This window comes from Arthrobacter nitrophenolicus (assembly GCF_000332815.1).
GTDB lineage: Bacteria > Actinomycetota > Actinomycetes > Actinomycetales > Micrococcaceae > Arthrobacter > Arthrobacter nitrophenolicus.
On record NZ_AOFD01000036.1, the window covers coordinates 17,990 to 44,749 of the forward strand.

A 26,760-nucleotide genomic window follows, 5' to 3' on the forward strand; every position below is an offset into this window, starting at 1 on the left:
GCTTCCCGCTCAGAGGTACAACTCCGGCGTCATATGCAGTATTCCGCCGGGCCGCGCACAGTGGCGCACTGGCCCGGCACGAACTGGTATCCGCCGCCCCGGACGGTGGCAACAGCGTGGCGTGCATTTCCGAGTTTCCGGCGGATCCTGCCCACGTAGACATCGATGGAGCGGGCCGAGGCGCCGGGCGTCTCGAACGAGTCCAGGAACCCCTGCAGTTCCTCCCGGCTGACGGTCCGGGACAGGTGCGTCACCAGGTACCGCAGCACCTTGAATTCGACGCCGGTGAGCGGTACCGGCTTGCCATCCAGCAGGACGGTGTCGGCGGCCAGGTCCACGGCCATGCGGCTGACGGGACCGGCCGACGGCGGGAGGGAAGGGGCGCCGCCGTCGTCCCCCTGCGGGGAGTCCTCCGCGGGGGACGGCGACGGCACCGGTTTGGGAGCTCCGGCGGCGGGCCAGTGGACTTCCGCCTCCGGAGCAGTCTGCAGGGCCCTTGCAAGGACCAGTTGGGCGGCGCGGGCAAGGAGTTCGGGATCGGTTCCCTCTTCCGGGACCACCCACACGGCCAGTCCGCGGGCGGCAGCTTTGGGCTGGACTGTTCGCGGCGGGAAAGCCATCCGCGGACGGTGGGCCGTCCGCGGATGGTGGACTTCCACTGCCATGGCGCGTCCTTACACTCCGCCGCGGCGGATCAGCTTGCCCGTGGGGGTCTGGCCGTCCACCACGGCGCCGCGCAGGAAGGTCTTGCGGACCACGCCGGAGAGGGTCTTGCCGTCGTAGGGGGTGATGGGGTTCTTGTGCTTGAGCTTGGACACGTCCACCACGAACGCCTCGTCCGGGGCGAAGACGGCGAAGTCGGCATCGTAGCCGAGCGCCAGCTGGCCCTTGTTGGTGAGGCGGGCCAGGCTGGCGGGCTTCTCAGCCATCCAGGACACCACCTGCTCCAGCGGGATGCCGCGGTGCCGGGCCTCGCTCCAGATCAGGGACAGGCCCAGCTGCAGCGAGGAGACGCCGCCCCAGGCCACGGCGAAGTCGCCGTTTTCCAGGTCCTTCAGGTCCAGGGTGGAGGGGGAGTGGTCCGAGACGATGCAGTCGATGGTGCCGTCCAGCAGGCCCTGCCAGAGCAGCTCCCGGTTGGAAGCCTCGCGGATGGGCGGGCAGCACTTGTAGGCCGTGGCGCCGTCCGGGATTTCCTCAGCCATCAGCGTCAGGTAGTGCGGGCAGGTCTCCACGGTGAGCTTCACGCCGTCGCGCTTTGCGGAGGCGATCATGGGCAGCGCGTCCGACGACGAGAGGTGCAGGATGTGCGCCCGCGCACCGGTCCAGCGGGCCCGCTCGATGACCTCGGCGATGGCCTTGTTCTCGGCGCCGCGCGGCCGGGAGGCAAGGAACGTCTCGTAGTGGTCGCCGCCGGGGTGCGGGGCCCGGTCGATCGCGTGCGAGTCCTCGGCGTGGACGATCATAAGCGAGTCGAAGGACTTGAGCTCGGCCATGTCCTCCTCCATCTCGTCCGCGTCCAGGTGGGGGAACTCGTCCACGCCGGAGTGCAGGAGGAAGCACTTGAAGCCGAAAACGCCGTCGTCGTGCAGGGGGCGCAGGTCCGCCTTGTTCCCGGGAATCGCGCCGCCCCAGAACCCGACGTCGATGAACGCCTGGTCCTCGGCCACCTCGCGCTTGAGCTTGAGGTTGGCCACCGTGGTGGTGGGCGGCACGGAGTTCAGCGGCATGTCGATGATGGTGGTCACGCCGCCGGCGGCCGCGGCGCGGGTGGCGGAGGCGAACCCCTCCCACTCGGTGCGGCCGGGCTCGTTGACGTGGACGTGGGTGTCCACCAGCCCCGGGAGCAGGGTCTCGTCGTCGGCGAGTTCAACCACCTCGGCGCCGGCCAGGCCGTTTCCGAGCGGCTCGATGGCCACGATCTTTCCGCCGCGGACGCCCACTTCACGCGGGGCGATCCCGGCGGTGGTCAGGATGCGCTGGCCACGGATGACGAGGTCAAAACGTTCTTCAGACACGGAGGTCCTCCTTGGTACGTGCGGTGCCGGCAAACCCTCCGGCTGCCAGTTTTCCGCTGATCTGGGTGCCCAGCTGCTCCAGAAGCGGCGCTGCCTCTGCTATGCACCTGTTTACATCGCTTTCGAGCCCGGTCAAAGCGTAAACCTCGCCGAACCCGGCGGCGGCCGCCTGGCCGTCTTCCAGTGTGGTCCGGCCGCAGACGGCAACCACGGGAATGCCGCGGGCGGCGGCAGCGCGGGCCACGCCCATGGGCGTCTTGCCCAGCAGGCTTTGCTCGTCCAGGCTGCCTTCGCCGGTGATGACCAGGTCCGCGCCAGCCAGGCGTTCGGCGAGGCCGGTGAATTCGAGGACCACGTCGATGCCGGGCCGGCGGGAGGCGGCCAGCGCGGCGATGGCTGCATAGCCCACTCCGCCGGCTGCCCCCGCGCCGGGGGCTTCGGCGGCCTTGACCGCGCGGAATCCGATTTCCCTGGCCAGGACTTCGACAAACCTGGCCAGGGCGGCGTCGAGCACGTCGACGTCTTGCTGTGTGGCACCCTTCTGCGGGCCGAAAATCGCCGCGGCGCCGGAGGCGCCCAGCAGGGGATTGTCGACGTCGGATGCCAGCACAAAGCGTGTGTCCACCAGCCGGGGCTCAAAGTGGGTGAAGTCGATGCTGTGCAGGTTGGCCAGCGCAGCACCGCCCGGCGGCAGCTCGTTGTTCCTGCTGTCCAGGAACCTGGCGCCGAGCCCCTGCAGGAGCCCCGCGCCGCCGTCGGTATTGGCGCTGCCGCCCACCCCCAACACCATGCGGCGGCAGCCGGCGTCCAGGGCGGCGCGGATCAGCTGGCCGGTGCCCAGGCTGGTGGCGGCCAGGGCGGAAGCGGAGTCCGGCCGGCCGCCGCGCGCCACCTGGGGAACCAGGGCCAGCCCGGAGGCGGTGGCCATCTCAATGACGGCCTCGTGGTCCCGGACCGCGAAGTCCGCTTCCACCGGCTGGCCGAGCGGCCCGGCCACCGTGGCGGTGCGGCGGGTGAAGCCGGAGCCGACGGCGGCATCGAGGGTGCCCTCGCCGCCGTCGGCCACCGGAATCCGGACCACGTCAAGGTTGCCGCCCGCACCCCGCTGCAGGCCCTTTTCCAGGTGCGCGCAGACTTCCGGAGCGGAGAGGGATCCCTTGAACTTGTCCGGGGCAATGACGATGCGCATGGTTTAGGCCTGCAGCGCCAGGATGGCGGTGGGGGCGTCCGCGGGGGACTCTGCCAGTTCCTCGAACTCGTTCACGGCATTGATTTCCACGCCCATGGAGATGTTGGTGACCTTTTCCAGGATCACTTCCACCACCACGGGAACCTGGAACTCGCCCATCAGTGCCTTGGCCTTGTCGAAGGCGGCGGCGAGGTCGTTGGGGTCCTCCACGCGCACGGCCTTGCAGCCCAGGCCCTCTGCCACCTTCAGGTGGTCCACGCCGTAGCCGCGGGTGTCCTCGGACAGGTGCGAGCTGTTGATGTTCTCGAACGCCAGGGACACGTTCTGCTCCATGTTGAAGCCGCGCTGGGACTGGCGGATCAGGCCCAGGTAGGAGTTGTTCACCACCACGTGGATGTACGGGAGGTTGAACTGCGCGCCCACGGCCAGTTCCTCGATCATGAACTGGAAGTCGTAGTCGCCGGAGAGGGCAACCACGGTCTCGTCCGGGTTGGAACGCGCGACGCCGAGCGCGGCGGGGGCGGTCCAGCCCAGCGGGCCTGCCTGGCCGGCGTTGATCCACTTGCGCGGGCCGAACACGTGCAGCATCTGGCGCCGGCGATCTGGGACAGGCCGATGGTGGACACGTAGGTGGTGTCGCGGCCGAAGGACTTGTTCATCTCCTCGTACACGCGCTGCGGCTTGATGGGGATGTTCTCGAAGTGGGTCTTCCGGTGCAGGGAGGCCTTGCGGTCCTGGCACTCGGCAACCCAGGCGCTGTAGTCCGGCAGGGACCCGGCCGCCTCGCGCTCCTTGGCGAGCTCAACCAGCCCTGCCAGCGCCGCACCGGCGTCGGACGCGATGCCCAGGTCCGGGGAGAACACGCGGCCGATCTGCGTGGGCTCGATGTCGATGTGCACGAACTTCCGGCCCGCGGTGTAGGTCTCCAGGCCGCCGGTGTGGCGGTTGGCCCAGCGGTTGCCGATGCCGATCACGAAGTCGCTCTGCAGGTAGTTCTCGTTGCCGTAGCGGTGCGAGGTCTGCAGGCCCACCATGCCGGCCATGAGCTGGTGGTCGTCCGGGATGGTGCCCCAGCCCATCAGGGTGGGGATGACCGGAACGTTCAGGGTCTCGGCCAGTTCCACCAGCTGGGCGGAGGCGCCGGCGTTGATAATGCCGCCGCCGGCAACGATCAGCGGGTGCTTGGCGCTGGTGAGCATGTCCAGGGCTTTTTCCAGCTGCTTGCGCGAGGCCTTGGGCTTCTCAACGGGCAGCGGTTCGTAGGTGTCGATGTCGAATTCGATCTCGGCCAGCTGCACGTCGATGGGCAGGTCCAGCAGCACGGGGCCGGGCCGGCCGGAGCGCATCAGCTGGAAGGCCTTCTGGAAAGCGCCCGGAACCTGGCCGGGCTCCAGGATGGTCATGGCCATCTTGGTGACGGGCTTGGCGATGGACTCAATGTCCACGGCCTGGAAGTCTTCCTTGTGCAGCTTGGCCACCGGCGCCTGGCCGGTGATGCAGAGCATGGGGATGGAATCGGCCCAGGCGGCGTAGAGGCCGCTGATCATGTCCGTGCCGGCGGGGCCGGACGTGCCGATGCAGATGCCGATGTTGCCGTCCTTGGCGCGGCTGAAGCCGTCCGCCATGTGGCTGGCGCCCTCAACGTGGCGGGCCAGGGTGTGGCGGATGCCGCCGTGGGCGCGCATGGCCGAGTAGAAGGGGTTGATTGCAGCGCCTGGCAGGCCGAACGCCTCGATGGCGCCTTCCTTTTCCAGGATGGCAACCGCTGCATCAACGGTACGCATCTTGCTCATGGGGTGCTCCTTGAAAGCTTGAAAGTCTGTTTTTGGGTGTGCTGAAGGAAGGCCCACGAGCCGTCGTGGGGGACTTTGGTGAGGGTCGCCGTCGTAATGGACGACGGCGACCGGCGTGTCCGTGTCGAAGTGCCCCGTTTTGGCGGGGCTTCTTCTACTTGCGGCCGGAGAGCTGGAGGACCTGCTTGAAGAGGCCGGAGTGGTCCAGTGCGCCGTCGCCCTGGTTGACGGTGGCGGCGACGAGCTGGGCGACGACGGCGCCGAGGGGGACGGCCACGTTGGCTTCGCGGGCGGCGGAGGTGACGATGCCGAGGTCCTTGTGGTGCAGGGCGAGGCGGAAGCCGGGGTCGAAGTTGCGGTCCAGCATCTTCTGGCCCTTCTGGTCCAGGACCTTGGAGCCGGCCAGGCCGCCGCCAAGGACCTTGAGGGCTGCGTCGGTGTCCACGCCGTAGGCTTCGAGGAACGCGATGGCCTCGCCGAGGACCTCGATATTGACGGCGACGATGAGCTGGTTGGCTGCCTTGACGGTCTGGCCTGAGCCGGAGGGGCCGACGTGGACGATGGTCTTGCCGACGGCGTTCAGGACGTCCTGGGCGGCGTCGAAGTCTGCCTTGTCGCCGCCGACCATGATGGAGAGGACGGCGTCGATGGCGCCCTGTTCGCCGCCGGAGACCGGGGCGTCGAGGGGGCGGATGCCGGCTTCGCGGGCTTCGTCGGAGAGGCGCTTGGCGACGTCGGGGCGGATGCTGGACGCGTCGATCCACAGGGTTCCCTGCTTGGCGTTGGCGAAGACGCCGTCCTTGCCGGTGACGACGCCTTCGACGTCGGGGGAGTCCGGGACCATGGTGATGACGACGTCGGCGTCCTTGACGGCGTCGGCGATGCTTGAGGCGCCCTTGCCGCCTTCGGAGACGAGCTTGTCGATCTTGTCCTGGCTGCGGTTGAAGCCGGTGACGGTGTGGCCGGCCTTGACCAGGTTGATGGCCATGGGCAGGCCCATGATTCCGAGTCCGATAACTGCAACGTTGCTCATGATGGTTCTCTTTCCTGAAGTCCTTGTGGGGCTGGTGGTTGAGCCTGTCGAAACCGGATTTCGACAGGCTCAATCACCGGTTACTGGCTAACGCGCTGGCGGATGGCCCAGCTGAAGGCCGTTTCCTGCGGTTCCTTGTACTCGAGGCCGATGTAGCCTCATAGCCGAGTTCGCGGCTGCGGGCGATCCATTCGCCGAGCGGAAGGGTTCCCGTGCCGGGGGCGCCGCGGCCGGGGTTGTCGGCGATCTGGATGTGGCCGAAGTCCTTGGCGTGGTTCTCGATGACGGATTCGACGTCGTCGCCGTTGACTGCGAGGTGGTAGAAATCGGCGAGGAGCTTGATGTTGCCGGCGCCGGATTCCGCCTTGACGCGGGCAATGACCTGCAGGGCGTCCTCGGCGGTGAGGAGCGGATACCTGGGGGCGCCGCTGACCGGTTCGAGGAGGACGGTGCCGCCGATGCGGGCCACGCCTTCGGCTGCTGCGGCGAGGTTTTTGGCGGCCAGTTCGTCCTGCTCTTCGGGGGTGGCGTCGTCCTGCCGGTTGCCGTAGAGGGCGTTGAAGGCCTTGCAGCCCAGGCGCTCACCGATGCCGGCCACGACGTCGATGTTGTCCTTGAACTCGGACTCGCGGCCCTTCCAGGACACCAGGCCGCGGTCGCCGCCGGGCATGTTGCCAGCGTTGAAGTTCAGGCCCGTGAGCTGCACCCCGGCGTCCCTGATGGCGTTCTCGAACCTGGTGATCTCGGCGTCCGCCGGAACGGAGGATTCGAACGGCCACCAGAACTCGACGGCGTCGAAGCCTGCTGCCTTGGCTGCGGCCGGCCGCTCAAGCAGGGGCAGCTCCGTCAGCAGGATGGAGCAGTTCACTGTGTACGTCATCGTAGGTCCTTCCGGGGAGGGCTTTGATCTATCTTCCCCTGCGTCACCGGCTCGTTAACCGTTTCCGCTTTGTGGAATTTAGATTCTGCTTTATGAAAAGTGTAGGGAAGGAGGGTGAGGCGAGTCAAGGGGAGGGCAAGAGAAAGGGCCGGCTGCAAAAGCAGCCGGCCCTTGAGGTGGTCCGTTACCGCAGGTCGAAGCGGTCGGCCTCCATGACCTTTGTCCATGCGGCCACGAAGTCGTTCACGAACTTCTCCTTGCCGTCCTCGCTCGCGTACACCTCGGACAGTGCCCGCAGCTGCGAGTTGGAGCCGAACACCAGGTCCACGGGCGTGGCGGTCCACTTCACTTCCCCGGTGGTGACGTCGCTGATCTCGTAGACGTTTTCCTCCTCCTCGGACGCCTTCCACTTGGTGCCGGGGGAGAGCAGGTTGACGAAGAAGTCGTTCGTCAGGACCTGCGGCCGGGTGGTCAGGACGCCGTGCAGGGAATCGCCGAGGTTGGCACCGAGGGCGCGCATGCCGCCCACGAGCACCGTCATCTCCGGTGCAGAGAGTCCCAGCAGGTACGCCTTGTCCAGCAGAAGGGTCTCCGGCTGGAGCTTCTCGCCGGGCCGGACGTAATTGCGGAAGCCGTCCGCCCGCGGCTGCAGGTACTGGAAGGAGTCGACGTCGGTCTGGTCCTGGGAGCGTCAGTGCGGCCCGGGTGGAACGGCACAGTAACGGGGAACCCGGCGTCGCTGGCGGCCTTCTCCACCGCAGCGCACCCGCCAAGGACGATCAGGTCCGCCAGCGAGACCTTCTTGCCCCCGGCCTGGCCGGAGTTGAACTGCTGCTGGACCCTCTCGATCGCCTGCAGGGCAGTGCCCAGCTGGTCGGGCTCGTTGACCTCCCAGCCGCGCTGCGGCTCCAGCCGGATCCGCGCGCCGTTGGCGCCGCCGCGCCTGTCCGTCTTGCGGTAGGTGGATGCCGACGCCCAGGCGGTGCGCACCAGCTGTGCGACGGACAGCCCCGAGTCCAGGAGCTGCGCCTTGAGCGCGTCGATGTCCTGCTGGCCGATCAGCTCATGGTCCACGGCCGGAACCGGGTCCTGCCACAGTTGCGGCTCGGGAACCCACGGCCCCAGCATGTGCGGGCCCACCGGACCCATGTCGCGGTGCAGCAGCTTGTACCAGGCCTTGGCGAAGGCGAGCTGGAACTCATCCGGGTTCTTCAGGAAGCGCTGGCCGATTTCGGCATAGACCGGGTCGAAGCGCAGCGACAGGTCGGTGGTGAGCATCGTGGGCCGGTGCTTCTTCTGCGGGTCGTAGGCGTCCGGGATGATCTCCGGTGCATCCTTGGCAACCCACTGGTGGGCGCCCGCGGGGCTCTTGACCAGCTCCCACTCGTATTCGAACAGGATCTCGAGGAAGCGGCTGCTCCACTGGGTTGGCCGGTCGGTCCAGGTGACCTCCAGGCCGGACGTGATCGTGTCCGGCCCCTTGCCGCTGCCGTAGGTGCTGAGCCAGCCCAGGCCCTGCGTCTCGAGGTCTGCGCCCTCCGGCTCGGGACCAACATGGGCGTCGGCGTCGCCGGCACCGTGGGTCTTGCCGAACGTGTGGCCGCCGGCGATCAGTGCGAAGGTCTCCTCGTCGTTCATCGCCATCCGCTTGAAGGTTTCGCGGATGTACGCGGCTGCGAGCTTGGGGTCCGGGTTGCCCATGGGCCCCTCGGGGTTCACGTAGATCAGGCCCATCTCGGTGGAGCCACATCTTCGGCCATCTGGCCTTCGCCGATATAGCGTTCGTCGCCGAGCCACGTGTCTTCGGGCCCCCAGAAAATCTCCTCGGGCTCCCACACGTCCTCGCGGCCGAAGGCGAAGCCGAACGTCTTGAAGCCCATCGATTCGAGGGCCACATTGCCCGCCAGCACCAGCAGGTCCGCCCACGAGAGCTTCTGGCCGTACTTCTGCTTGACCGGCCACAGCAGGCGCCGGGCCTTGTCCAGGTTGGCGTTGTCCGGCCAGCTGTTGAGCGGGGCGAACCGCTGGCTGCCGTCACCTGCCCCGCCGCGGCCGTCATGGACGCGGTAGGTGCCGGCGGCGTGCCAGCTCAGCCGGATCATAAGGCCGCCGTAGTGGCCGAAGTCCGCAGGCCACCAGTCCTGGGACGTGGTCAGGACCTGGGTGATGTCCTGCTTGAGTGCCTCCACGTCGAGCTTCTGGAACTCTTCGCGGTAGCTGAACGAGGGGCCGAGCGGGTTGCCCGCCTGGTTGTGGGCGTGGAGCACGGAGAGGTCGAGCTGGTTCGGCCACCAGTCCGCGACGGTGCGGGGCCGGTGTCCCTTGGGCTCCGGCGAGTCGATCGCCGGGTTCTCGCTCTCGCTGCCGTGTGAGGTCACGCTGTCATGTGCGACCGGGCACCCGCCTCAACCTTGCGGTCCAGGCCCTGGGCACTTCCCGGGGTGGGGATCGGGGGGTGGTCCTGGTGATCGGTCATGTGCTTCCTTCCATGTGGCCGAGGCCGTGGTCGGACTCGGGCGGCCGGTACAACCCTCCCATTTGACCATGTACGGACCGCCCGCTGAACCCCTCCCAGGCCTTATGTTTTTGCGCGCGCTGCGACCCGGACCGAATTGCGTTCCACCGTGGGGCAGTGGATTTTCGCTGCCTCCGCCCCGGCTGTCTCCTCCAGCCCGAGCAGCATGCGTACCCCGGCTGCGCCCAGCTCGTAGTGGGGGAGCGCCACGGTGGACAGCGGGGGCCGCAGGTGCGCGGCGATGACTTCCTGGTTGTCGAAACCGACCACGGCGAGGTCCTCCGGAATGGACAACCCGTGCTCACGCAGCCCGTCGTAGAGGCCCATGGCCATCCGGTCGTTGTAGCAGTAGACGGCGGTGGCGCTGCGCTTGAGCAGCTCACCGGTTGCGCCGTAGCCGCCTTCCTGGTCCGGATAGGCTTCCATGACCAGGCCGGGGTCGAAGGCGATGCCGGCTTCCTCGAGAGCCTGCCTGTACCCCAGGAGCCGTCCGTCCTTGGCAGGGGCGGGGATGGTGGCGTTGATGAAGGCAATGCGGCGGTGGCCGTGCCGGAGCAGGATCTCGGTTGCCGACTTTCCGCCCTGCACCTCGTCGGGTACCACGGCCCGGGCCCCCGGCTCGGCGGCGAAGCAGTTCACCAGGACAAAGTCTGCTTCCCGCAGCGAGGCCGGAATATCGGTTTCGCGGTGGAACCAGGTGGAGTAGAGGATGCCGCGCACCTTGTACTCAAGCATCATGCTGATCGCGTCCTGCTCAAGCTCCCGGTTTCCCTCGGTGTTCGCGATCAGGAGCGCGTAGCCGTGCTTCCATGCCTCGTCCTGGGCGCCGTGGATGATCTGGCCGGCGAAGGGCGTGGTGGCAACGCCGTCGGCCACCAGCCGATGAACCGGGAGGTGCCGCTGACCAGGGTCTTGGCCATCGCGTTGGGCCGGTAGCCCAGCGCGCGGATGGCATCCTTGACGCGCTGGCGGGTTTCTTCGGCTATGCGGGCGTCTTTTTTCTTGTTGACCACCAGCGACACGGTGGCCGTCGAGACCCCTGCCGCTTCGGCGACGTCGCGGAGCGTGACGGGGTGGGCTCGTTCGGGCCGGTGCCGGGGACTGGCCGCAGGCGCGGCTTCCCCAGGCTTGTTCTCCCTTGAATTCATCTGCCCTCCGTCAGGAGTATATCCGGCGGCTGCGGCGGTCATCCCTTGGTCGCCCCGCTCTCGAGTCCCTGGATCATGGCCTTGTTGAGGACCAGGAAGACCAGCAGCAGCGGGGTAATGGTGACGCACACGGCGGCGAACGTGGCCGTCCAGTCCACCTTGCCCATGGCACCGATGTAGTTCTGCAGGCCCAGCGGGATGGTCTTCAGTTCCTCGGACAGCACGAAGGTGTTGGCGAAGATGAAGTCGTTCCAGATGAAGATGCTGTTGACCAGGACCACGGTCACCACCGTGTTGAGCGACAGCGGCAGGGTGATCAGGCCGAAGATCCGGTAGGGCCCTGCGCCGTCCAGAGACGCTGCCTCGTACGTTTCCTTGGGGATGTATTCGTAGAACGAGCAGAACAGGTAGATGGACATCGGCAGGGAGAACCCGGCCAGAGGAATGATCATCGACTGGTAGGTGTCCAGCAGGTTCACCGCCGAGTAGTCGATGAACAGGGGCACCAGGGCGATCTGGACGGGCACGATGATGCCGATCAGGAACAGCCCGCGGACCAGCTTGCTGAGCCGGAACCCGAGCACCTGGATGGCGTACGCGGCCATCATGCCCAGCAGGACGATCAGGATGTTGGCGCCCATGGTAACGATGAAGCTGTTCATGATGTTCCGGCCCAGGTCCCCCGTTTCGAAGGCCCGGGCGTAGTTCTCCCAGGTCAGCGAGCTGGGCAGGGCGAACGGATCACCGCTGGCAAAGTCCTGCTCGGTGCGCAGGCTGGTGAGGAACAGCCAGGCCAGCGGGTAGACCTGGACGATCACGATGAGCATGACCAGGACGCGTGAGAACGTCCGGAACAGGTCAGGCCTGCGACGGCGGCGGGCTGCCGGACGCGGCGGCACCACGGCGGGCGGGACGGCTGGGGCTGCCTGGGTGATCATGAATCTGCCTTCCGCTTGAGCAGGAACAGGATGAGGCCGACGGCGACGAGGCACTCGATGACGATGAACACTGAGATGGTGCTGGCGTAGCCGAAGTCGGTGCTGGTGAACGCCGTCTTGTACATATAGGTGGTGAGCAGTTCGGACGACTGCCCCGGCCCGCCGTTGGTCATCAGGTAGGGGATGTCGAAGCCACGCAGGCCGTAGGTGGTGGCCATGATGGTGGTGGTGATCCACACCGGGCGGATGTAGGGGAAACGGATCTTGGTGAACAACGTCCACCGGGATGCCCCGTCCAGCACGGCGGCTTCTTCAAGCTCCTTCGGCACGGCGAGCAGGGCTGCGTAGATAATGAGCATGTAGAGGCCGGTGAAGCGCCAGCCTTCCGGCGCCGAGACGGCGGCCAGGACGGTGGTGACGTCCGAGAGCCAGGGCCGCTCGAGGCTGCCGAGCCCGATCCAGTGCAGCAGCTGGTTGAGCAGGCCGACGGGGTCGATGGAGTAGATCCGGACGAAGAGGAATGCAATGGCAACGGTGGAGATCACGGCCGGCAGCAGGTAGAGCGTCTTCACCAGCTCCCGGCCGCGGCGCAGTGACGTGAGCAGGCTGGCGACCACCAGGCCCCGCCGAGTTGCAGGACCAGGCAGATGGCCAGGTAGATCAGGGCATTCAGGAAAGCCCGCCAGAAGATGTCGTCCTTGACGAACATGCGGACGTAGTTGTCGACTCCCACGAACTCCATGTCGCTGATGCCGTTCCAGGAAAAGAAGCTCAGGAACAGCGACTGGAGGATGGGAAACAGCACCGCTGCGCAGTAGAGCAGCAGGGGAGGGAGCAGGAAGACGAGGACGGATGTCCTGGACCTGTTGGGAAGCATCCTGTTTGGGAGCATGGCCGGGCCTTTCGGGCGGGGGACCGGAGTCCCCCGCCGCAGTGGTTGCTTACTTGAAGAAGCAGTGCTTACTTGAAGAATTTCGGGGCGTTCTGCGCGATGGTGTTGTCCATGGTGCTGGTGAACTGCTCCGGTGTGATGTTGCCCTGGACCAGCAGGACAAGTTCCTGCTGGAGGCGTCCGTTGGTGGTGGGATCAAGCTGGGTGTCCCAGGGCATGGCCTGCTTGGAACCGAGGTCTTTCGCCTGGTCCAGCGCCTTCCGGTACAGCGGCGTTGCGTTGGCCGGGACGGCGGTTTCGACGTCGGTGGTGGGCGAGAGCGCGCCGGTTGCGGCGTATTCGGCCGGGTACTTCTCCAGGGCGAACTTCAGGAAGTCGCTCACCAGGGGATCGTAGGTCTTCGAGTTCACCGCCATGCCGATGCCCGAGGGCGAAACGAACTCGTTGGCTGCCGTGACGGATCCCGCCGTGGTGGGGAGGGTGAAGAAGTCGATGTCGTCCCGGACGGCGGGGTCCAGCTTGTCCGTGGCCAGGCTGGACAGCTCCCAGGTGCCGATGTTGTACATCGCCGCCTGGCCTGAGGTGAACTGGTTCTGCGCGTCTGAATAGCCCTGCGCCGAGAAGCCCTCCTGGAAGCACTTCGCCTTGCCCAGTTCAGCCATCCAGTTGACGGTCTTCTGCCCGGCGGGGTCGGAGAACTTCGCTTCGCCCTTCTTCAGCTTCGTCACGAAGTCCGGTCCGGCTTCCCGGAACGGCTGGTAGGCGATGTAGCGTTCCAGCGGCCACTGGTCCTGGCCGTCGATGGCGATCGGGGTGATGCCGGCCTCGCGGAGGGCCGTGCACATGGCGGGAATGTCGTCCAGGGACTTCGGCACCGCCACGCCTGCCTTTTCGAGCAGCGCCTTGTTGTACCAGATGAATTCCAGCTCGAACTGGAACGGGATCATGTACAGGGAGCCGTCGTCGAAGCGCTGGTAGTCCAGGGCGCCGGGGCGGTAGTCGTCGTAGACATCCAGGGTCTTGAGCAGCTTTTCGGCGTCCACCATCTTGCCCTGCTTGGCCAGCTGCTGGGCGAAGGGTGTGGCATCCGTGTCGAAGAGCTCGGGGAGCTTGTTGGCTGCGGCCAGGGTCTCAAGCTTCTGGATGTAGGAGGGCCGGTCCGGGGTGGTGATCAGGTTCAGCTCGAAGCCGGGATGGTCCTTGGCGTAGTCGTCGGCCAGCTTCTTCATGATGTTGATGACGGCGCCGTCAGCGGGCCGCGAGAGCAGCCAGGAGATTTCCCGGGGCTTGATCTCGCCGGTGGGGCTGACGTTGGAGGGATCGGTGGAACTTCCGCCCCCACAGGCTGTGAGGGCCAGGGCGGTGGCTGCTGCGACGGCGGCGGCGCGGATCAGGTTCTTCATTGCGGTCTTTTCCTTGGTTTGAACGGAGGATGCGGGAGGGTATTCAGTTGTCGGTGCGTTTGCGTACTTCGAGGTGTGTGACGGTGGCGGATCCTTCGCCGGCAAAGACGCCGACCCGGCCTGCCGGCAGGTCGTAGATCCTGGTGCTGAGGGCCACCTGCCTGTCCACGACGCGACCAACAGGTCGCCGTCGACGATGACTTCCAGCGTGTGTTCGCCGGGAGGAAGGCTGCACGGGCGCTCGAGTTCGATCTCGAACGGCACGTCCCCTGAGACATGCCATTGGGCCTCCCCTGTGAGGGCCCGCGGCCACCGGTCGAAGACCAGGCGCCCGCGCTTCGGTTCGAGCCGGAGGACGTAGGAGCTGTCGCCGTCGGCGCTGGACCGCAGCAGCAGCCCGCATTCGGTGGTGCCCGGGCTGATGTCCAGGACTGCCCTGGCGTAGAACTGGGAGGGCAGGTCCTCCCGGGAGACGGTGGCGGTGTAGCCGTCCGGGACATCCAGCCTGGCGGGCAGGCCGCCGTCGAAGGTCACGGCAACCTCGTCCCAGAAACTGTCCACCAGTTCGTCGGCGAAGCCGAACGCCAGGGTTCCGTCCGGGTTCTGCCGGGCCTCCAGGACGGACATGGTGCCCGCCCACTGCCAGGGGCCGCCGTCGGAATTTCCTTCCTTGCTGGCGATCCAGCCGAAGAAGAACCGCCGCCCGTCCCGCTCCGCGGTCTTGGATGCGTAGAACGCGCGGCCGTCGATGCTGTCCCGGTCCGGCACCAGCCACGGTCCGTCCGGGCTCTTGGCCATCCGGTACCGGGTGGTGAAATTTTCGGAGAACTCGGAGTAGACCATGTACCACCAGCCGCCCCAGGCGAAGACGTCCGGGCACTCGTGGTGATGTACCGGCGGGGGTCCCAGAACGGTTCGGCGTACTGCCAGCTCACCAGGTCGCTGGACACGCACTGGGCGATGACGCCGCGGCGGCGTTCGGGTCCTTCGGCGTGCCGGGCCGCCAGGAGCATGCGCCACTGGCCGGAGGACGGGTCGTGGAAAACGTAAGGGTCCCGCCAGTCCCCGGACTCGTAGCCGTCAGGTGCACCGAACGTCAGCTCGGGGTGCTTCACCCAGGTGCGCATGCCGTCGGTGCTGGTGGCGTGCATGACCAGCTGCAGCGGCAGCCCGTCCTTGCCAAGGTTCTTCGGGTTCTGCCCGGTATAGAAGAGGTGGTGGATGCCGGACTCGTCAACCACCACGCTGCCCGTGTAGGCGTTGAAGTCGGGATCGTTCTCTGTTCCGTGCGGCAGTGCCACCCCCTGGTCCTGGAACTGGATGAGGTCCTTGGTGGTGACCAGGTTCCACGACGTTCCCGGCTTGGGGTCGGAGCGGACCTCGTGGAGGTAGAAGAGCCAAAACTCCCCGTCCTTTTGGAAGGGGATGAGGTCTCCCACCCATCCGTCGGCGGGCTGGAAGAAGACTGGATAACTCATCGGCGCTGATGTTCCGTTCTGCTAAAGCGTTTGATCACCTCAAGGTAGATGATGCCGCCGGGTTTGATCAAGCGTTTTAGCGAAACTTTTTCCGGATCCGGCCGTCTGCGATAAAACGCTTGACCAAACACTGTTTGCATCCCTAGTTTTGGGCCAAGCGATTTTCCGACGACGGCGTCAGCCCCCGAACCAATGAAGGTTCCACCTTTACAGCAGTACCTTTTCCAAGGCCCTCCCGGCGCCATCCAACGCCGGCGGGCCGTCCCTTCATCCGGGCCGCAACCCAACCCGCACCCGCCCGGCGTCTCCGCCTGGGACTGCTGCGCCGCCGTCGTCATCGCCGCGTGCGCCAGTGGCTGTCGCACGCCCTGATGCAGCCCACTTCGAGAGGAAACACCATGACGCCCCATTTCTCCCGGCGCAACGTCCTGCAGGGCACCGGCGCAGGAGCGCTGGCTTTGTTCATGAGCAACGTGCTGCCGGCAGCCGCCAAGGCCAAGGAGTCTTTACGCGCCGTGTACCACATGACGCCGCCGTCGGGCTGGCTGTGCGACCCCCAACGTCCGGTCTACGTGAACGGCGCGTACCACCTCTACTACCTGCATTCCGCCCAGAACAACGGCCCGGGCGGGTGGGACCACGCCACCACCACGGACTGCGTGGTTTTCGACCATCACGGGGTTGCCATCCCGCTGCAGCCGGACTTTCCCGTCTGGTCGGGCTCGGCGGTGGTGGACACGGCAAACACTGCCGGTTTCGGGGCAAGCGCCATCGTTGTCCTCGCCACGCAGCCCACTGGAGGGATCCGCAAGCACCAGGAGCAGTACCTCTACTGGTCCACCGATGGCGGCTACACCTTCACGGCGCTGCCTGATCCGGTGATTGTGAACACGGATGGACGGGCCGCCACCACGCAGGCCGAGATCGAGAACGCGGAATGGTTCCGCGACCCGAAGATCCACTGGGATGCGGCGCGCAGCGAATGGGTGTGCGTGATCGGCCGGGCCCGGTACGCCGCGTTCTATACCTCGCAGAACCTGCGCGACTGGCAGCTGAAACGCAACTTCGACTACCCCAACCATGCCCTCGGCGGGATCGAATGCCCGGACCTGTTCGAGATGACGGCCGACGACGGCACCCGGCATTGGGTGCTGGGCGCCAGCATGGATGCCTACAGCATCGGCCTGCCCATGACCTACGCCTACTGGACGGGAACCTGGGACGGCGGGCAGTTCCTCGCGGACAACCTGGACCCGCAGTGGCTCGACTGGGGCTGGGACTGGTACGGCGCCGTGACCTGGCCGGCAGCGGAGGCACCCGACACCCGGCGGTACGCGATCGGCTGGATGAACAACTGGAAGTACGCCGCCCGGGACGTTCCCACGGATGCCAGCGACGGATACAACGGCCAGAACTCGGTGGTACGCGAACTGCGCCTCGCCCGCCAGGCCGGGGGCTGGTACAGCCTGCTCAGCAGTCCCGTCCCGGCGCTCGCCGGCCACGCTGGCTCCACCACGGTGCTTCCGGACCGTACTGTCAGCGGCAGCGCAGTCCTGCCGTGGAGTGGACACGCGTACGAGCTGGAGCTCGATATTTCCTGGGATGCCGCCGCCAACGTGGGCGTCTCGGTGGGCCGGTCCGCGGACGGCACGCGCCACACCAACATCGGCAAGTACGGGGCGGAACTGTATGTGGACCGTGGGCCGTCGGACCTGGCCGGCTTTTCACTCGTGCCGTTCACGCGGGCGGCGGCACCGATTGATGCCGCTGCCCGGTCTGTGCATCTGCGGATTTTCGTGGACAGGCAGAGCGTGGAGGTGTTCGTGAACGCCGGTCACACGGTGCTGTCCCAGCAGGTGCACTTCGCCGCGGGTGACACCGGGATCTCGTTCTACACGGACGGCGGCCCGGCAACCTTCTCCGGCATCACTATCAGGAACTTCACCTAAGCCCGGAAACCTGGGCAGTCCCGGAAGCCTGGGAGTCCCCGACACGCCGCGGGCCCCGGTGCGTTATGCACCGGAGCCCGCGGACCCGCCTGAAGGAGCCGGCCTGAAGAAGCCTGGGGCGGCTAGTGCGTCAGGTCCTTGCCCTTGGTCTCCGGGATGGTGAAGACGAACGCCGCGCTGATGACCAGGAGCAGCACCGCGTAGATGTTGAACACCTGGGGCGCGCCCAGCGAGGTGCCCAGCCACTGCTGCAGGTAGGGTGCGGTCCCGCCGAACGCGGCCACGCAGATGGAGTAGGGCACCCCGACGCCCACGGTGCGGATCGAGGTGGGAAACAGCTCGGCGTAGACGGCCGGGACAATGGCGGCGCTTGCAGCGATGAAGACCAGCATCACGGACATGCCCACCGCCAGCTGCCAGGCGGAATCCTTCAGCAGCCAGGTCATGGGGAAGTGCATCACGGCAGAACCGATGGCACCGGACCACAGCACCTTCTTGCGCCCGATCCGGTCGGACAGCTTGCCCCAGACCGGCAGCGCGGCAATGAACACGATGTTCGCAGCAACGCCGGCCCACAGGGCTTCGCCGCGGTCGATCTTGAGGGCGGTGGTGGCGTAGCTCGGTGCCACCACGCCCCAGATGTAGTAGATCACCGTCAGGCCGACCGTCAGCCCGATCACCTGCAGGGCCTGCTTCCGGTGCCGGACGATCTGCGGCCAGATCGGCGCGCGCTTGACGGCGGTGGATTCGCCCTCGAAGGCCTCGGTCTCGTGCAGCCGGGCCCGCATGATCAGGCGTAGAGGCCCATCGCTGCGCCGAGCAGGAACGGGATCCGCCAGCCCCACGCGTTCATCGCCTCGGTGGTCAGCGTCATGTTCAGCACGGCGCCCAGCAGCGTGCCGAACAGGATGCCCACCGTTCCGGAGGTGTAGATCAGGGTGGCCCAGAACCCGCGGTGCTCCTTGGGCGCCATTTCGGAGAGGTAGGTTTGCGACGACGGCAGCTCACCGCCGTGTGCCAGGCCCTGGATCAGCCGGGCAACCAGCAGCATCAGGGATGCCCAGGCGCCCACGGCCGCGAAGGTGGGCGCGATGCCGATCATCAGGCTGCCCAGCGAGGCCAGGCCGACGGCGAGCGTCATGGACGTCTTGCGGCCCACCCTGTCGCCGATCCAGCCGAAGACGAACCCGCCGAAGGGCCGGGCTACGAAGCCGACGGCGAAGATCGCCAGGGTGGAGAGCACCGCGGAGGCGGGGTCTGCCTTGCTGAAGAGCTGGCTGGCGATGAAGGGCGTAAACGTGGCGTAGATGGCCCAGTCGTACCATTCGACGGCGTTGCCGATGCCGGTTCCGACGATGGTTTTCGCTGTGGACACGCGTCCAGTCTGCTGCCTTGTTACTGCAATGGACATGATGACTTCCTGGTGGTCGGTGCGAATGGGGTTGCCGGCGGCGGCGCTGCTGCCGGCGGTGGGGAGTGGCTGCGTGCTATGAAGCTGCGGAAAGCGAGGCGAGACGCGACATGGCCAGTTCTGCGTAGAGCGCTGCTCCGTCAGCCAGGACGCCGTCGTCGAAGGTCGCGTACGGCGAGTGGTTGAAGGGGGAGGCTGCTGGATCAGCACCGGGAGCGACGGCGCTGAGCCCCACGAAGGTGCCGGGCACTTCTGCCAGCACCCGGGAAAAGTCCTCGGAGCCGCTGAGCGGGGTGGCCCAGCGGGAGAGCCGGCGCTCGCCGAACAGGCCGGAGATGACCTTTTCGGCAGTAGTGGTTTCGTCCTCGTCCGTAATGGTGAGCGGGTACTCCGCCTGGTAATCCACGTGCACGTCGAGGCCATGGGCTGCGGCGATGCCCTTGAGCAGCCGGGGTACGGCCTCCATCATCTTGAGGCGGGAGCCTCGGAGAAGGTCCGGATGGTGGCTTCGATGCGGGCCGTCTCCGGGATGACGTTCCGCTTGGTGCCGGCCTGCAGGACGCCGACGGACAGGACCACGGGATCGAACATGTTGAACTGCCGCGTCACCATCACCTGCAGCGCGGTGACCATCTCCGCCGCCGCGGTCACCGGGTCCTTGGCGGCGTGCGGGGCGGATCCGTGGCCGCCGGCGCCGAGGATGGTGACCTCCAGGCCGTCCGAAGCGCTGAGCATGACGCCCGGCTTGGTGCAGAACTGGCCGTGTTCCTCCAGGGAGGAAAAGACGTGCATGCCGTACGCTGCCTGGACGCGTGGGCCGGCGGCGTCCAGGACGCCTTCCCGGATCATGTAGCTGGCGCCGTCGCAGCCTTCCTCGCCGGGCTGGAACATCAGGACGACGTCGCCCCGGAGCAGGTGCCGCTTCTCGGCCAGGAGCGTGGCGGCTCCGGCGAGCATGGACGTGTGCAGGTCGTGGCCGCAGGCGTGCATGGCGCCGTCGGTCCGGGATGTGTAGTCCACTCCGGTCTTCTCCTGCACCGGGAGTCCATCCATGTCCGCGCGGAGGAGGACGGCGGGCCGTTCGGCTGCTTTGCCGCCCGCCGGGGAACCTGTGCCCGCCGGTGAAGCTGTGGCCGCCGGGGTTCCGCCACCCGCCTGCATACCGGCGCCGCCGCGCAGGACGGCAGTGACCGACGTCGTTTCCTTGCCCAGCGTGATCTCGAACGGCAGGCCGTCCAGCGCCTGGATGACGCGCTCCTGGGTGCGGGGAAGGTGCAGGCCGATCTCCGGCCGCCGGTGAAGGTCGTGGCGGAGGCGGACCAGGTCTTCCTGCAGGTCGCGGGCGTCTTCGGTGATGGGCAAGTTGTACTCCTTGGCGTGGGCTTCCGGCTTGGGGACTATTCTGGAGTGGCGCGCTTCACATCCGCCGAAAGCGCAGTAATTATGCTTCTGCTCCTACTTGGTAGCAGGATTCATGCACGAAAGGACGGCCCATGGAACTCAGCGAGGACGATCTCGCCCTGATCCAGGTGCTGCAGGTCCACCCGCGGCTTGGCTGGGCCGACGCCGCCAAAGTGCTGGGCGTCCACGCCACCACACTGGCCGCACGCTGGGAACGGCTCAGGTCCAGCGGCGCGGCCTGGGTCACTGCGCACCTGGCCGGAAACCCCCAGCAGATGCTCCTCGCCTTTGTGGCCGTCGACTGCGAGATGAACCAGCGGGACGCCGTCACCGCCCAGCTGGCGGCCCTTCCCGAGATCGTCACGGTGGAGGAAGCGGCCAGCAACCGCGACCTGATGCTGACCGTCATCACCAGGTCGCTTGAGGAATTCAGCACCAACGTCGTCGCCAGGCTGAAGGCCATCGAGGGCCTCACCAAATACCAGACAGCGCTCTGCACCCGGCTGCACACCAGCGCCGACGAGTGGCGGCTGAACATCCTGGACAAGGCTCAGCTGGCAACGCTGCGGACGCTGGGACAAGGCGCCGAGGGCGCGGGCCGGCATGCTGCGGCAGCTGGGGACCTCCCGTCCAGCCACCTGGCCCTGCTCCCGTTCCTGGCGCGGGACGGGAGGGCGACGGCGGCGGACATTGCACGGGGGCTGGGCCGCCACCCCGCCACGGTGCAGCGGCAGCTGAACCGGGTGCTGGCCAGCGGAATCCTGCTGTTCCGCTGCGAGCTGGCGCAGCGCTACTCATCGTTCCCGGTGACGTGCCAGTGGTTCGCCAACGTCCCGGCCGGCAGGCATGAGGAGGCAGCCGCCGCGTTCCGCACCATCAGCAACGTCCGGCTCAGCGCGTCCACCACCGGCCCCACCAACTTCGTGATCATCATGTGGCTCCAGTCGCTGGCCGACGTCATGACGGCCGAGCTGGCGTTGCAGCAGAAAGTGCCGGGCATCGAACTGGTGGAGAGCGTGGTGATGCTGCGGACGGTCAAGCGCGTGGGCTGGATGTTGAACGAGGACACGACGGCGAGCGGTGCCGTGGTCCATGCCGGAACCCTGGATGCCGGGGACTCTTGAGCGCCGCGGACTGAGGTCAGGCCCGCGGAAAGCGGCGGGGAGCCTGCCGGGAAGCCAGCCAGCCGAAAGGGAAGCGAACGACGGCGACCGCGCGCCGCCGTCGTTCCCGTGGCCGCAGGTGACGGGTGTACGCGCACGTGCCATTCCCCTTAATACTTCCGCATTGCGGATTTATCTTTCCGGAAACATGGGAGCCCTAGCGTTACGGATGACCTTGCGGCGCCCCGGGTGCCGACACATTCCAAAGAACAGGCACCGCGATGAAGAACCCAGCGCTCCTCTCCGCGCCGCAACCGCATGCAGGCGGGGCAGCAAGGAAACCCCTTTATAAATCACTCTTCTTCCAGATCCTGGCAGCCGTCGTGGCGGGCGTTGTGATCGGCCACTTCTGGCCGGAGATCGGCGCGGGACTCCGGCCGCTTGGGGACGGCTTCATCCAGCTGATCAAGATGATCATCGCCCCGCTGATCTTCCTGGTGATCGTGACGGGGATTGCGGCTGTCAGCGACGTTCGGGCCGTGGGCCGCGTGGGCGTCAAGGCACTGGCATACTTCACCGCCGCCACTTTGTTTGCCCTGGTTTTTGGCCTGGTAGTGGGGAACGTGGTCCAGCCGGGCGCAGGCCTGAACATTGATCCGGCGTCGCTCTCGCAGGACGCCCTGGACGCCAAAACTTCCACGGCCCCGCCCAAGGACGCTGCCGCCTTCCTGCTGGGCATCATTCCCACCAGCGTGGTGGGCGCGTTTGCCAGCAACAGTCTCCTGCAGGTCCTGTGCTTTTCGGTCTTCTTTGGAGCCGCGATTGTGGTGGTGGGCAGGGAGCGCTGCCTCCCCGTGATCACCCTGATGGAAACCGTGCTGGAGCTGTTCTTCAAGATCATGGGCTGGGTGATGCGGGCGGCGCCGATAGGCGCCTTCGGTGCCATGGCGTTCATTATCGGCCAGTACGGGCTCGGGTCCCTGAGCACCTATGCGCTGCTAGTGGCCGCCTGCTATGGTGCGGCGCTTGTGTTCATCGGGCTGCTCTTCGTGGTTGCGTGGGTGTACCCGCGGGTGCCGCTGTGGCAGTTCATCAAGTACACGCGGGAGGAATTCCTCCTCGCACTCGGGACGGCGTCCACGGAGTCTGTGCTGCCGCGCATCATGACCAAGCTGACAAACGCCGGCTGCTCCCGCGCCACCACGGGCCTGGTCGTCCCTACCGGCTACTCCTTCAACCTGGACGGGGCCGCCCTCTACCTGTCGATCTCACTGCTCTTCCTGGCCCAGGCCTTCGGGTACAACCTGGACTTTGGCCAGCAGCTCGCCGCCCTCGGCGTGCTGATGCTGACCTCCAAGGGGATGGCAGGGGTCCCCGGGTCCGCATTCCTGGCACTGTCCGCCACGGCAGGTGCGCTCGGGATTTTCCCGGTGGCAGGCGTGGCGCTGCTCCTGGGCGCCGACCGGCTTATGGATTCCATGCGGGTGGTGGTGAACCTGCTGGGCAACTGTGTGGCCACGTTCGTTGTGGCCAGATGGGAGGGCCAGTTTGACCGGACGGCCATGCTGCGTGCCTTCAACGGCGAGGTTGCGGCCAGGGGAGAGATTGCGACGGCGGGACAGGTTGCCGAGCCTGCCGCGCCGGCGGCAGCGAAGTAGCCTGACGGAATCTGTCCTGCCGTTGTTGCAGACTGGGCACCATGACCTTTGCGAATGTGGGAAGCCTCGGAACCAAGCCCGGCCAGCGGGACGCCGTCGTGTCCATCCTGCTCCGGCCGATGGAGGGACTCAAGGAAGCCGGTTGCCTGCTGTACGAGGTGGGCGTGAACGACGACGCTCCTGACACGGTGTTTGTGAGCGAACTGTGGGAGTCGCCGGAGGCGCACCGGGCCTCACTGCAGCTGGACAGTGTGCGGGCCGCGATCGCCGAGGCCATGCCTCTGCTGTCCGGCGAGATGGGCGGCAGCCAGTTCACGGTGGTGGGGTCGCCGCTGCGGTAACCGGTGCCGGTGCTGCCAGCGGCGGCTTCCGGCCTTCCCCTTCCGTCCCGGCGTCGCTGCCCGGCGTCTGTTGCCTGGCCCTGTTCCCCGGCACGGTCACCAGCTAGGCTCTGGGCACCGACTGGATTCCAGGAAACAGGGTAAGGGAGACCCATGAAGCCGCTGCCTGCACTTGAGCTTGTCACCCGCCTCGAGGACGCCGAATGGCTTGACCCCGTGGCCAAGAGCGTCCGGAAAGTCGTCAGGAAGGTCCTCCGTCCACAATGGGCGAGGGACGTGCTCCACGGTGTTCCCATTGGCCATCCGGTGCATCCGCTCGCAGTCCAGGTTCCGATCGGTGCCTGGGTTTCCGCCGGGGTCCTGGACGCGATCCCCGGCACGGAAAAGGCCGCCGGGATTCTGGTGGGGGTTGGCACTGCAAGCGTGCTTCCGTCGGCGCTGGCCGGTTTCACCGACTGGTCGCAGCTCCACCCGCAGCAGCAAAGGGTAGGCCTGGTGCACGCCGCGGCCAATGTGACGGCGACGGGGCTCTACATTGCGTCGCTGATCCAGCGGGCGAGGGGCAGCCGGAACAGCGGAAAGGTCCTCGCCTACTTGGGGCTTGCCACAGTAGGTGCCGGCGGTTTCCTGGGCGGCCACCTCACCTACCGGCAGGCAGCGGGCGTGAACCACAGCGAGGAGATACCGCACCGCTTCCCGTCAGGATGGCATTCCCTGGCACAGCTTTCGGATTTGCCGGAGGGAAAGCTGCTCAAGCACGAAGTTGCCGGACTGCCCTTGCTCGTCCACCGGGAGGGCGACAGCGTCAACGTGCTGTCCGACGTCTGCAGCCACCTGTCCGGGCCGCTGCACGAAGGCAAACTCAAGGCCGGAGATGCCGGGACCGGCAGCGAACCATGCGTCGTCTGTCCCTGGCATCGGAGCACGTTCTCCCTGCGTACGGGCGAGGTGCAGGCAGGCCCTGCCACGTCCCGGCAACCGCGTTTTGATACCCGTATCACCGGCGGCATCGTGGAGGTTTGCCTGCCGGGCGCCGACGGCTGAGGGCCTTTCGCCCCTACTGCCGGCCAGGCGGCGGGGCGACACTGGCAGCATGCAAGAGTCAATCGGAGTGGAACCGTGAGGCGGGCAGGGCTTCTGGCCGTCCTGGGATTCGTTGGCCTGACTGCACTGGCCGGTGGCTTGGTGATGGCGATCGGAAGTTGGCTGGGGCCCGAACGGCTGGGCCTGCCGGCGCAGCTGGTCATGCCCGAGAGCATGCTGGCGGGGTCGCCCTTCAACAGCTACTTTCTTCCTGGCCTGCTGCTGGCACTGGTGGTTGGCGGCACGCACCTCGCCGCACTCATCCTCGTTGCCAGGAACCACCGCTGGGCCGCCATTGCGGCAGCGACGGCCGGTTATTCGATCCTGATCTGGATCTTCGTCCAGATGGTCATCATCCCTTTCACCGTCCTCCAGGCGGTCTATTTCGCAGCAGGCCTGGCCGAACTTGGCCTCCTGCTGCTGTCCCTCGGCTTGATCGGCCATACTTCAGCCACCTCCCCTGAACCGCAGGCGAGAGCCGTTCAGGCCGCCGGGCCACCGTTCAAGCGATTGCGGACCCGGTAAGGAACTGTGACCCGGTAAGGAACTGCGACCCGGTAAGGAACGCTGCACCGGTAAGGAACAGCGGCAGGACTGAATCCATCGCTACGCATGGGCGGGCAAAGGTTCGCTTCATTCGCCGCCGGATGATGTGAAAGCGCGATGTCCTGGAGGAAAATGGAAGGGCAATGAAGCGCATCAGCCAAATCCGGGAAATTGCTCCCGGGGTTGTCCTCATAACCTCGGGATCGGGAGCATTCGCGTCCAACCTCTACTTTGTCCGGTCCGGATCGGCCCGGATGCTGGTCGATACCGGCTGGGCCGCCAGCGCGGAGCAAGTACACATGGCTGTCCAGCGAATGCTCGGTCCCGGGGAGAACCCCCGTGCAATCCTGCTGACCCACCTCCACCCCGACCACTCCGGCGCCGCCGGCACCCTCGCCCGGCTGTGGCAGGTTCCCGTGTACGTCCATCCGGCCGAGCTGCCCATGGCCCAGGGGAGGTACCGGGCCGACTTCTCAATGCCGCTGGACCGGTGGGTGGTCATGCCCGTCATGCGCTCGCTGCCGGCCCCGCTCCGCCGGCGGATCGAGGCCGCCGGGGACATTTCCGACGTCGTCCAACCGCTTGGGCCGGGAAGGGAAGTGCCGGGCCTGCCGGGCTGGAACGCCGTCCCCACACCGGGGCACACACCCGGGCACGTAGCTTTTTGGCGGCCCAGCGACAGGGTTCTGCTTTCGGGTGATGCGGTGGTGACGGTAAACCTGAACTCCCTCCCGGGCATCCTCCTCGCTAGGCCGGACCTCGCAGGTCCCCCCTGGTACACCACCTGGGACTGGAAGGTGGCCATGGAATCGGTGGACCGGCTTGCCAACCTTGGCCCCCGGCTGCTGGCACCCGGGCACGGGCGTCCGCTGGCTTTGGATGTTGTGTCCCGGCTCCATGCGCTGGCCGGGCATGAGGCCAAACAGCGGACCCGACTCAGCCAGGCCCGGGGAGGACTCAGGGCCACGTAGCGGACGTCCCTGACTAACGCCGCGGTGGGAACGTAGGAAAACACCGCGGGCACGCTATGCCCTGGCCTTGCGCAGGTACCTCAAAAGGCATTCTTCCGCCGGGGACAATGCCGGACGAAAGTCCACACTGATGACGCTGGCAGGAGACGCCAACGGAGCCTCGGACGTCAAGAGCTCGGGGCCGGCCACGCCCGGGGAAGGCATACCCGCCGGCAGACGTGGTGGTTCCCGGTCGGGTTGTTCGGCGGGGTAAATGCGTCCGGTGGGTGAGGTTCAGCCGGGTGGTTCGGATTTTGTTGCTTCTGTGGGTGTCCAGCCGCTGTTGTGCTTCAGGCGGTGGTGCTTTGGGCACAGTTGTGCCAGATTGCTGAGCCCGGTGGCGCCGCCGTGTTCCCACGCTTGGAGGTGGTCGGCTTCGTTGTCCAAGGCATTGTTGTTGCAGCCGGGGAAGGCGCATTTGCCGTCCCTGAGTTGGAGGGCCTGTCGCATGGCTTTGGTGAGCCGGTAGCTGGTGCGGCCTATCTCCAGGGGTGCGCCGTCGCGTGGATCGACGAGGACTCGGGTGAAGGAATCTGCCCCGTCGGCGAGGAGTTTACGGGCCATCGCCGCCGGGACGGGACCGTAGCCGTCGAGGGTGGCCGGTTCGTCGGTTAGGCCGAGCAGGGAGAACACGGGGACGGTGACGATGACGTCGGCGCGGGGTGTGGGGACTTTTCCGGCTTCGTGGCTGGTTGCGCCAAGGACCGCGGTGTTGGTACTGGTTCCCGCTTGGCCGGTGCTGTTGTCCTGGGTGCCGGCGCCGCTCGCCTCCAGTGAAGCCGCTGCCAGGGCGTCCGGGATGACGAGGCCCGCTGCTGGTTCGTCGGACCCGACGAGGGTGGCGAGCCCGAGGAATTCATCAGGGAACTGTTTCCCCGCAACACGTTGAACCTCATCGCCCTCCGTGTCCCCGCCGCCTGCGAGGCTGCTGCCGCGCCCCCTGCCGGCGATGGCGTCTGTGGTGGTAGTTA

General features: G+C 66.8%; 13 protein-coding genes and 9 pseudogenes. 7 read left to right on the forward strand and 15 right to left on the reverse strand.

Annotation, left to right across the window (positions count from 1 at the left end; genetic code table 11):
* Positions 1-29: 29 nt before the first annotated feature.
* The 12 genes and pseudogenes from G205_RS13360 to G205_RS13415 form a co-directional block, all read right to left on the reverse strand.
* Positions 30-665 carry a winged helix-turn-helix domain-containing protein gene (locus G205_RS13360; protein ID WP_009358442.1) on the reverse strand — a complete coding sequence of 212 codons (636 nt, stop codon included), beginning with the start codon at positions 663-665 and terminating at the stop codon, positions 30-32.
* Between the two features lie 9 nt (positions 666-674).
* Positions 675-2,018 carry an allantoinase AllB gene (allB, locus tag G205_RS13365; RefSeq protein WP_009358443.1) on the reverse strand — a complete coding sequence of 448 codons (1,344 nt, stop codon included), beginning with the start codon at positions 2,016-2,018 and terminating at the stop codon, positions 675-677.
* Complete coding sequence (locus tag G205_RS13370; RefSeq protein ID WP_009358444.1) at positions 2,011-3,207, reverse strand: glycerate kinase; 1,197 nt, start codon at positions 3,205-3,207, stop codon at positions 2,011-2,013. Before G205_RS13370 ends, allB begins: the two co-directional genes overlap by 8 nt.
* A gap of 3 nt (positions 3,208-3,210) precedes the next feature.
* Positions 3,211-5,000: pseudogene (gcl, locus tag G205_RS13375) on the reverse strand (glyoxylate carboligase).
* A 154-nt stretch (positions 5,001-5,154) separates the two neighbouring features.
* Positions 5,155-6,066, reverse strand: a pseudogene (locus tag G205_RS13380) (2-hydroxy-3-oxopropionate reductase); the annotation flags it as partial.
* A gap of 47 nt (positions 6,067-6,113) precedes the next feature.
* Positions 6,114-6,913 (reverse strand): annotated as a pseudogene (locus tag G205_RS13385) (hydroxypyruvate isomerase family protein).
* Positions 6,914-7,097: 184 nt separating this feature from the next.
* Positions 7,098-9,389, reverse strand: a pseudogene (gene katG / locus G205_RS13390) (catalase/peroxidase HPI).
* Between the two features lie 102 nt (positions 9,390-9,491).
* Positions 9,492-10,576, reverse strand: a pseudogene (locus G205_RS13395) (LacI family DNA-binding transcriptional regulator).
* Positions 10,577-10,614: 38 nt separating this feature from the next.
* Positions 10,615-11,514: a carbohydrate ABC transporter permease gene (locus G205_RS13400; protein ID WP_009358448.1), complete on the reverse strand. Its 900-nt coding sequence runs from the start codon at positions 11,512-11,514 to the stop codon at positions 10,615-10,617.
* Positions 11,511-12,391, reverse strand: a pseudogene (locus G205_RS13405) (carbohydrate ABC transporter permease). Before G205_RS13405 ends, G205_RS13400 begins: the two are co-directional and overlap by 4 nt.
* A gap of 83 nt (positions 12,392-12,474) precedes the next feature.
* Positions 12,475-13,809, reverse strand: coding sequence for an ABC transporter substrate-binding protein (locus G205_RS13410; protein ID WP_035753051.1), 1,335 nt, complete (start codon positions 13,807-13,809; stop codon positions 12,475-12,477).
* A 43-nt stretch (positions 13,810-13,852) separates the two neighbouring features.
* Positions 13,853-15,287: pseudogene (locus G205_RS13415) on the reverse strand (glycoside hydrolase).
* A 398-nt stretch (positions 15,288-15,685) separates the two neighbouring features.
* Here G205_RS13415 and G205_RS13420 point away from each other — a divergent pair.
* Positions 15,686-17,236, forward strand: coding sequence for a glycoside hydrolase family 32 protein (locus tag G205_RS13420; RefSeq protein WP_009358449.1), 1,551 nt, complete (start codon positions 15,686-15,688; stop codon positions 17,234-17,236).
* Positions 17,237-17,358: 122 nt separating this feature from the next.
* Here the strand turns inward: G205_RS13420 and G205_RS13425 are convergent.
* Together G205_RS13425 and G205_RS24065 are read right to left on the reverse strand one after the other, a co-directional pair.
* Positions 17,359-18,647, reverse strand: a pseudogene (locus tag G205_RS13425) (MFS transporter).
* A 76-nt stretch (positions 18,648-18,723) separates the two neighbouring features.
* Positions 18,724-20,009, reverse strand: a pseudogene (locus G205_RS24065) (M20 metallopeptidase family protein).
* Positions 20,010-20,140: 131 nt separating this feature from the next.
* Here G205_RS24065 and G205_RS13435 point away from each other — a divergent pair.
* The 6 genes from G205_RS13435 (at position 20,141) to G205_RS13460 (ending at position 25,750) form a co-directional block, all read left to right on the forward strand.
* On the forward strand, positions 20,141-21,172 hold the full coding sequence (locus tag G205_RS13435) for an Lrp/AsnC family transcriptional regulator (RefSeq protein ID WP_009358450.1): 1,032 nt from the start codon (positions 20,141-20,143) through the stop codon (positions 21,170-21,172).
* Positions 21,173-21,432: 260 nt separating this feature from the next.
* Positions 21,433-22,809 carry a C4-dicarboxylate transporter DctA gene (locus G205_RS13440; RefSeq protein ID WP_009358451.1) on the forward strand — a complete coding sequence of 459 codons (1,377 nt, stop codon included), beginning with the start codon at positions 21,433-21,435 and terminating at the stop codon, positions 22,807-22,809.
* A gap of 41 nt (positions 22,810-22,850) precedes the next feature.
* The gene (locus G205_RS13445; RefSeq protein WP_009358452.1) at positions 22,851-23,150 is read left to right on the forward strand and encodes a putative quinol monooxygenase; all 300 of its coding nucleotides are present in this window, start codon (positions 22,851-22,853) and stop codon (positions 23,148-23,150) included.
* A 153-nt stretch (positions 23,151-23,303) separates the two neighbouring features.
* On the forward strand, positions 23,304-24,194 hold the full coding sequence (locus G205_RS13450; protein WP_009358453.1) for a Rieske (2Fe-2S) protein: 891 nt from the start codon (positions 23,304-23,306) through the stop codon (positions 24,192-24,194).
* A gap of 144 nt (positions 24,195-24,338) precedes the next feature.
* A complete protein-coding gene (locus tag G205_RS13455) occupies positions 24,339-24,758 on the forward strand; it encodes a hypothetical protein (protein ID WP_200859163.1) in 420 nt (139 codons plus the stop codon).
* Between the two features lie 164 nt (positions 24,759-24,922).
* On the forward strand, positions 24,923-25,750 hold the full coding sequence (locus G205_RS13460; protein WP_009358455.1) for an MBL fold metallo-hydrolase: 828 nt from the start codon (positions 24,923-24,925) through the stop codon (positions 25,748-25,750).
* Positions 25,751-26,023: 273 nt separating this feature from the next.
* On the opposite strand, the gene G205_RS24070 is transcribed toward G205_RS13460, so the two are convergent.
* Positions 26,024-26,760: HNH endonuclease signature motif containing protein (locus tag G205_RS24070; protein WP_009358456.1), on the reverse strand; the 737-nt coding region annotated here is incomplete at its 5' end.

Excerpts from the sequence above, each read along its gene's own strand:
- G205_RS13360 (WP_009358442.1), bottom strand. The coding sequence starts at position 665 with ATGGCAGTGGAAGTCCACCATCCGCGGACGGCCCACCGTCCGCGGATG.
- G205_RS13370 (WP_009358444.1), bottom strand. The coding sequence starts at position 3,207 with ATGCGCATCGTCATTGCCCCGGACAAGTTCAAGGGATCCCTCTCCGCT.
- G205_RS13400 (WP_009358448.1), bottom strand. The coding sequence starts at position 11,514 with ATGATCACCCAGGCAGCCCCAGCCGTCCCGCCCGCCGTGGTGCCGCCG.
- G205_RS13410 (WP_035753051.1), bottom strand. The coding sequence starts at position 13,809 with ATGAAGAACCTGATCCGCGCCGCCGCCGTCGCAGCAGCCACCGCCCTG.
- G205_RS13420 (WP_009358449.1), top strand. The coding sequence starts at position 15,686 with ATGACGCCCCATTTCTCCCGGCGCAACGTCCTGCAGGGCACCGGCGCA.
- G205_RS13435 (WP_009358450.1), top strand. The coding sequence starts at position 20,141 with ATGGAACTCAGCGAGGACGATCTCGCCCTGATCCAGGTGCTGCAGGTC.
- G205_RS13440 (WP_009358451.1), top strand. The coding sequence starts at position 21,433 with ATGAAGAACCCAGCGCTCCTCTCCGCGCCGCAACCGCATGCAGGCGGG.
- G205_RS13445 (WP_009358452.1), top strand. The coding sequence starts at position 22,851 with ATGACCTTTGCGAATGTGGGAAGCCTCGGAACCAAGCCCGGCCAGCGG.
- G205_RS13450 (WP_009358453.1), top strand. The coding sequence starts at position 23,304 with ATGAAGCCGCTGCCTGCACTTGAGCTTGTCACCCGCCTCGAGGACGCC.
- G205_RS13455 (WP_200859163.1), top strand. The coding sequence starts at position 24,339 with ATGGCGATCGGAAGTTGGCTGGGGCCCGAACGGCTGGGCCTGCCGGCG.
- G205_RS13460 (WP_009358455.1), top strand. The coding sequence starts at position 24,923 with ATGAAGCGCATCAGCCAAATCCGGGAAATTGCTCCCGGGGTTGTCCTC.